At 33.2% G+C, this 6,952-nt stretch carries 6 protein-coding genes; 3 read left to right on the plus strand and 3 right to left on the minus strand.

Annotation, left to right across the window (positions count from 1 at the left end):
* Positions 1-284: 284 nt before the first annotated feature.
* From CCO88_RS03785 to CCO88_RS03795, 3 genes are read left to right on the plus strand one after another with little or no spacing between them, the layout of a single operon-like run.
* Entirely contained in the window at positions 285-512 is a 228-nt protein-coding gene (locus CCO88_RS03785; protein ID WP_002790355.1) for a hypothetical protein, read from the plus strand.
* Positions 499-780 carry a type II toxin-antitoxin system YafQ family toxin gene (locus tag CCO88_RS03790; protein WP_002782140.1) on the plus strand — a complete coding sequence of 94 codons (282 nt, stop codon included), beginning with the start codon at positions 499-501 and terminating at the stop codon, positions 778-780. The genes CCO88_RS03785 and CCO88_RS03790 overlap by 14 nt, the downstream gene beginning before the upstream one ends.
* Positions 781-791: 11 nt before the next feature.
* Positions 792-1,145 (plus strand): hypothetical protein, encoded by a 354-nt coding sequence (locus CCO88_RS03795; protein ID WP_002839469.1) that lies wholly within the window; start codon positions 792-794, stop codon positions 1,143-1,145.
* Between the two features lie 74 nt (positions 1,146-1,219).
* Here CCO88_RS03795 and CCO88_RS03800 read toward each other — a convergent pair whose 3' ends face one another.
* The 3 genes from CCO88_RS03800 to CCO88_RS03810 form a co-directional block, all read right to left on the minus strand.
* Positions 1,220-4,048 (minus strand): conjugal transfer protein TraG N-terminal domain-containing protein, encoded by a 2,829-nt coding sequence (locus CCO88_RS03800; protein ID WP_002839470.1) that lies wholly within the window; start codon positions 4,046-4,048, stop codon positions 1,220-1,222.
* Between the two features lie 263 nt (positions 4,049-4,311).
* Positions 4,312-6,477 (minus strand): conjugal transfer protein TraN, encoded by a 2,166-nt coding sequence (locus tag CCO88_RS03805; RefSeq protein ID WP_002816687.1) that lies wholly within the window; start codon positions 6,475-6,477, stop codon positions 4,312-4,314.
* The gene (locus tag CCO88_RS03810; RefSeq protein WP_002815664.1) at positions 6,474-6,812 is read right to left on the minus strand and encodes a hypothetical protein; all 339 of its coding nucleotides are present in this window, start codon (positions 6,810-6,812) and stop codon (positions 6,474-6,476) included. Before CCO88_RS03810 ends, CCO88_RS03805 begins: the two co-directional genes overlap by 4 nt.
* Positions 6,813-6,952: the final 140 nt, after the last annotated feature.

Below are 6,952 nucleotides of genomic sequence, written 5' to 3' on the forward strand. Positions count from 1 at the left end.
CCACGCTTAGTCTTAGCTTAATACAAACAAAAAAACTTTTAAACTTTACAAAAATAAATGATCGGAAGTGCGTGGCTTCTGATTGTTTAATGCTTAAAAGCAATGCGAACAAAGTAGCGTGAAAATACAATTAAATCGATGAAGATTTTGGCGACTTTTCCCAAGTTAAATAAAAAAAAGAACCCCATTAAAACCCCTAAAAATAGGCATTTTATAGCAAAAATACTTGCAAAATTTATTAAAATATGGTATAATTATGTTATATAATTTGAAAGGAGTTGCTTATGACTCTTATTATTGAAAATGTTAATGAAAATTTTTTACCTGCATTCAAGGGTTTAGCAAAAAGCATAAATGCCAAATGTAAAATTTCTAAGCCTAAGTTGAGTAGTTTTGAAAGTAGGATATTAAATGCAAGCAAAGAACTTGATAAAGAAAAAAAAGTCAATACTGCATTAAGTTTTAATTCGCATCAAGACTTTGTGAAAGCTTATCAAAATGGCAAAATATAAAATTTATTACCATAAAGATTTTATAAAAGCTTACAAAAAAATAAGTGATGAAGAGCGTAAAATAACTGATGAAGTTATTGTAAAACTTTCTAATGATGAGAATTTAGAACCTAAATATAAAGATCATCAATTAAAAGGTGTATTAAAAGATTTTAGAGAATGTCATATAAAGTCTAACTTGTTATTAATTTATCAAAAACATAATAATGAGTTAGAGCTAAATATTTTAAAACTAGGTAGTCATAGTAAGTTATTTAAAAAATATTGAAAGGAATAAAGATGGATAAAGTAGAAGTAAAACTTAAAAAATCAAAAATGACTACAACCGAAAAACTCATACTTACTCTTTGGCTTTCTTGCGGAGTTGCAGCTATTGTTTTGCTTTTGGTATATTTAAAAATTATCACTAGCTTTATAGGTATTTTAGGGCTTTTATCTGTATCTAGCCTTGTAATTGCTTTTGTATTATTCCTTGCTAAAAATATAAAAATAGTTCCCTATGATGAGAAAAAGCATGGGGGATATAGAAGTGATAATAACACACACTTCTCTGAATTTTTAGACGGTTACGCTACAGGATATTCTATGAGTATACATGGAATAGATGGCGAAGCTTTGCATTCTGACAAGTAAAATTGCATGAGTTATAAATTTGATTATATATTCGGTGCTATACGAGATAACTAAGCCTAGTCAAAAAGCTAGACTTATTTTTTACTCATAGCTTCAAACAAGCCTTGAGCTTCTTTTGCAAGCTCATTGCCTGATTTGCTTGCATCTTGTATTGTATAAGAGCTAGGATTTACTCCCATTCTCCTGTTAGCATTTTGTTCTACTATGGCATCTTTAGCGCTATTATTAACCACATTAGAAGTGCTTGTTCCTTGGTTTTTGAAATTACTTATAGCAGCTCCACTTTGCTGACTGAATTCATTTCTTATATTATTTCCCCCTGCTGTTCCTAAGTTATTTAAACTATTTTGATTAGCTACTGTATCATTATTATGAGCATTGTTAGCCCCTACGCTTGAAGGACTGTAATAAGATTTATTGCTAACATCATGAATTCCATCAGCATTTGGCTTAGCTGTATTCATATTAGCATAATGTAACAAGCCTTGCAAATCTCCCCTTGCGGCTAAGTTTTCTAGCCCTTTAGCTGCAGCAGCAACTTGTTGTTCTCTAGTTCCACCCAAATTATTTTCAGCAATGTAATTTTCAGCCATATTAGGTAAATTACTTGTTTGAATAGCTTCACTGTATTGACTTGCTTCACTATAAGAATGTGCTTTTTGTTTAGCATCGGCAAATTCACTGCCTGTGCTTGTGGATAGAGCATTAGAATAAGCAGAAGCCACACTATCACTAGATTTAATGATATTGCCAAGTTTTTCAGCATACATTTTATCAAATGCAGCCTGTCCTTCTTTGCTTAAGCTTCTTGAATATTCTTGTGTTTCAGTTGAGCCTGTGCCTATTGAAGCTATCCCTTTAATTTCTCCACCTATTTTTCCACCGCTTCCAAAGATTTCAAGCCCTGCTGAGCCACTAGCATAAGCACCAACGCTTCCTTCTAAAGCTTTTTTATCTGCTTCATTGAAGCTAGATTTATCGCCCAACACTTCGCTCATAGTCTCTCTTAAAGCTTGCGCTTCTGCTTTCTCAATTGCTTTAGTATCTTCAACTCCTGCGCCATGATTTCTAAGGTAGTTAGAAGTAATACCTTGATTAATGCCTGTTTTATGAGTATCGGCAATAGAATTAGCAAGCGAATCTTGTCTAGTTTGGGTTTCACTTTGTGCATGTTTTGCATCAAGTCCCGCAATGCTCATATTTGTAATTTCACCATTACTTCCTAATGCAAAATTTGTATTTGTATTCACATCTTTAACTGTTGTTCCACCGCCTGTTATCGCAGACATACTAAATCTACCACCCCCTGCACTCATAGCACTTTGCAAACTTACCACACCTGCATTCATTGCCCAAACTTCATCTCCTCTAGGAGCAGCAATGCTAGTTTGTGTAGATAAGGCTTGCTGATTTGCAAAACTTCCTGCAGCTCTTGAAGCACCTGTTAGAGCTTGAGATAATCCAGAAGCAAAAGTTACAAATCCTTGCTCACTTGCTTTAGCTATAGCATAAGCTAAAACAGGAGTACTCATTACAAGATAATTCATGAAATTTGATCTACTTGCTACTTCTTTAAATATAAGAATGTTATCTCCTAAGCTTAAAGCTGCTTTTCCACCTGTTATTACTTGTGCAACTTTCATAAGATTAAAATCATTTATAAAATTAATAATACAAAGTATAGGAGTCCAAAGCACTATCCAAATACATAGAGTAAAAAACATTTTAATATGAGCGTAAGAGCCAAATACAATAGAAAGCAAAGCAACAAGCCAAGATAAACCTATAATAATAGCTGTTAAATAAGCTTTAGCTAAAGGCAAATAAGTTTGTGCCATGTGTCCTTGTGCTTGCATACTTGCATAAAATTGCTGATCCGCATAAGCAGTATTTGCAGCCACAGAAGCAGGATTTAAACCTACTGATTTAGCGGTATTAATGATTGCATCTTGAGAAGCAAGCATTATCATGGATTGTTGCAAATAAGATCTAGCACTTACAGCTTGTTCATTATAGATTTGTGCAGCGCCTAAGAACTTTTGCTCATAATTTGCCATATCATTCGCCATACCAAGCAAAGCAGCATGAATCTTCATAGCTTCATCTGTATCGTTTTTAATCATTTCAACGATTTGAGGACCTGCATCAGAACAAGGCACAACACTTTGTTTTTCAATATTATTGTTATTTTCAAACAAAGGAGTAAGCTGAGAGCCATTGCCTATGTTTGTGAAAAGATCTTGCATTAAATTATCAGAATTTTGAAAAAGATTTCTACCTTGTTGATTAAGCAAGATACCTACTGAAACGCAGTTTCTAAAATAAAAATCAATATTTTTTTGTAAAGTTGCATCAATAGCCGAAAGCTTTACGCTTGGCAAAGTACTCATCACTTGAAGTGAAAAACCTAAACCTGCGTTAGAAAAATTTGTAGATTGTGGAGTTGTGAAATGTTTTTCCATAGCTTCTAGGATAACCTTCTCAAATTGCGTCATTAATGCAAAGCTTTTTCCTATGCCTATAGGAATTTGAGAAATAACATAATCTTTGCTAGTGACTTCATCGTGAATCATGAAGCGGTGATTATTGTCATTTGGCGCCCTTAAAAACATGTACCACACTACAGCAAAAAGCATAAACATTTTTCCAAATTCAAACACAGGGTTTGTTTGTCCATCCATTGCTTTTTTAATACTGAAAAGCAATAATGAAATAGCCAAGGCTGCATTAACGATATAATCTGTTTCAGTAGTTATACCTTTAACCGCCTGCATGATTTCATTCATCACATCGCCATAACCCCAAGTATAAATTAGATTGCTATTAGCTATGTTTGTAGCACCAAACAAAAATGAAGGTGCAAAAAACAAAGTGCTAAAGAATAAAAAGTAAAATCTTTTCATGGACTGTTTTAAGAAGTTAAAGAGTTTGTTTAGTATAATTGCATTAAGGGTTTTGCCACAAGGCTGCAACCCTGTGGCATAATCACACCCTAGAAAGGGGGTGAAACTATGTTTCGTTTCATACTTATAATTATACTAATTTGTATAATTACTGTCAAGGCTTATTAGCCTTGCCCCTTTTCTTAAGGGGCGAAACTCCCTTGTGGCTTACCAAACAAACTTTTAACTAAGCTTCTCTCCTTTCTAATAATTTATTTTCTTTTTTAATTTGTAGGTTTTTTCGTTGCATTCTCGATATTGTTTTGAATCTTTTCTTGTATTTTCACAGAATCAGCTTGTATTTTTCCTGTGTCAAAACTTCCTACAATATCAGCAATGAATTCACTTAAATCAATTTCGCTAAAATCTAATTTTTGAAATTCTTCAGGAGTGAAACCTTTGCATTGCGGACCTTCCGCACTACCCCACCCTTTTCCAAGCTGAGGGCGTCCTTGTTCATTGAAAATTCTTCCTAATTTAGAATTGAAGCAACAAAAACTTTTCTTTTTTTCAACGCAAATTTTAGTAAAACCTAAACTAACCTTTTTAGAACAATAAGTTCCTACTTCATGACATTTTCCTGCATCGTTTAATTTAGCAAGCTTTTTCTCATCTTCTTTACAAGCTACAAGTCCTAAAAACACATTATCTTTATCACAACATCCACCACCAAGTAAACCGCCAAACATATCCCAATTTTTACAACGATTATCTTGTCCATTAAAAATAATGATTTGTCCTGAACAAGTACCATCATCATTCCAACCATTATTGTTTGCATCATTAACACCAACAGGAGTATCAGTATTTTCTACATCGCTTACTCCTTTAAAACAAGGAAAAGGAGAGCATTGATATTTGTTGTCTATTAGCACACACTCTCTACTACTATTGAAAGGACAAGTTCTTGTTACACCTAAGCAGTTTTTAGCAGGAGCAATAGAAGAATTACAACTATCACCTATACCATCTCCATTTGTATCAATCAAATCATCTACACTTTGTGGTGAACACACTCCACCTTGCTCTTTAGGCTGATAACCTGCAGGACAAGTATATTTATAAGCACTAAAAGGAATTGTTTCGCTTTCTTCTGTACAATTTAAATTTCTTCCAAAATTACTACAACTTATATCTTTTCCTGTTGCTTCATAAGTGAGCTGCCAGCCACCGCTTCCTACTGTGGCAAAAAATGCTACAGACTTATTAATACCTGTGTGCAAATATTGTTTTAATTCTATGTTTAAGTTTTTTCCGCTAAATTTTGAAAGCTCACCATAGTTATCATTGTTTGGGCGATAAGGAATGTAATCTAGTGCATCTTTAGTATTATTTGGCTTATTACCAACAACGGCAACTGTAGAATTTGGAGCAAAAGGAACCACCCAATCATCAGCTCCTGCATAAACAAGTTTAAAACTATCAATTGCATCAATATCAGTAATATAGATATCATTTGTCACGACTTGCCACGCATTATAACCTATACTTTTGGAAAAAGTGAGTCTTACTTTTGTTTTACCTGTTTTTAAAACACCACCTTCTATTTTTTTACTACTACCATCTACTGCATCATCTGAATTAACACATTGTGTTAATTGTGCAGGACAAAAGTATTTTTGCTGAGAGTTTTGTAAACAAGCTATGGATTGTCCTTGTCCATTTGCAGGTTTGAAGTTTGGATCATCGCTAAAATTTGTATTGCATTGCATAGCATCTGTTGCAGTGTGCCCATTATCACCACCATCGCTACCACCACCTGCACAATCAGGTATTTTGTCAAACTCTAAAAGAGCGTAATTTCTCACAGGATTATTTGTATCTCCAAAATGATTGCCTTGATCACTCCATTGTCCGCTAGGGCTAGCCATAGCAACCCAATGCTCCCCTAAAGGAGATACTCTCTCTTTTCCATCCACGATATCATATTTTTTTAGTAAATTATCAGGCTGAGTTTGCGCCCAATTTTTATAAGTTAATGGATTACCTTTGACTGTTTTAAAACGACTATCATCATAAATACAACCTGAATTACCTTCAACACAATAATTACTTATGTAACTTGGATCATACACGCCTATCCAAGCATACTGCCCTCCCCTAAACAAAGAACTTAAGAAATCATTTTCAGCTTTAGAATCAGGAATTGCTAAATAGCCACCGCTATCTTCTGCTAGTTTTCTTGCATCTTCAAAAGTCATTTTTTGAACAGTAGCAGTATAATAGTGTCCATTAAATTGTTTAAAATCATTATAATCTGTACATTGAATAGCAGCTTGAGAAAAGCTAAGACTCGCCGAAAGGAGTATAGCAAGTCTTAATGTTTTAGGAGTAATTTGTTCAACCGATGTATTCTTACTAAAAAATCTTAACAAATTGTAATTTTTCATATTATTTTTCCTTTAAAAACTGATAAAACACTTGTTTTATTTGATTCAATAAGAAAATCTAGCGTAAATTTTTCTTCTTCTTCTTTTTTCAATTCTATAGATTCGAATGCGGATTCATTTTTTAGTAAATTATTTGTATTACATTTTATTATCATCTCTTTGAAGCTTTTTGTGGTGAATCCAAATATTTTGTTTATAGAACTTGCAAAAATCAAATTACCAACATCCGTAATATCATATTTTTGAGAATCAAATAAACCTTTATCATTGAATGAAAATTTTGGTTGTTTAGTTTTATTTTTATTAATTTCAATATTACAATTAAATGTTTTCATCATTTCCCTTTTTACTATTTTGTGTTATAATATTTTTATCCATGAGGTAGATGGACAACAAAGGTTTTACAGAGCCTTGTAGGTGTGATAAAAGCTCGATTCTTAAAAAGGGTCGAGCTTTTTTTTTGGCTATTAAGTTG

The sequence above is a fragment of the Campylobacter coli LMG 9860 genome, from assembly GCF_000254135.1.
Classification (GTDB): Bacteria; Campylobacterota; Campylobacteria; order Campylobacterales; family Campylobacteraceae; genus Campylobacter_D; species Campylobacter_D coli.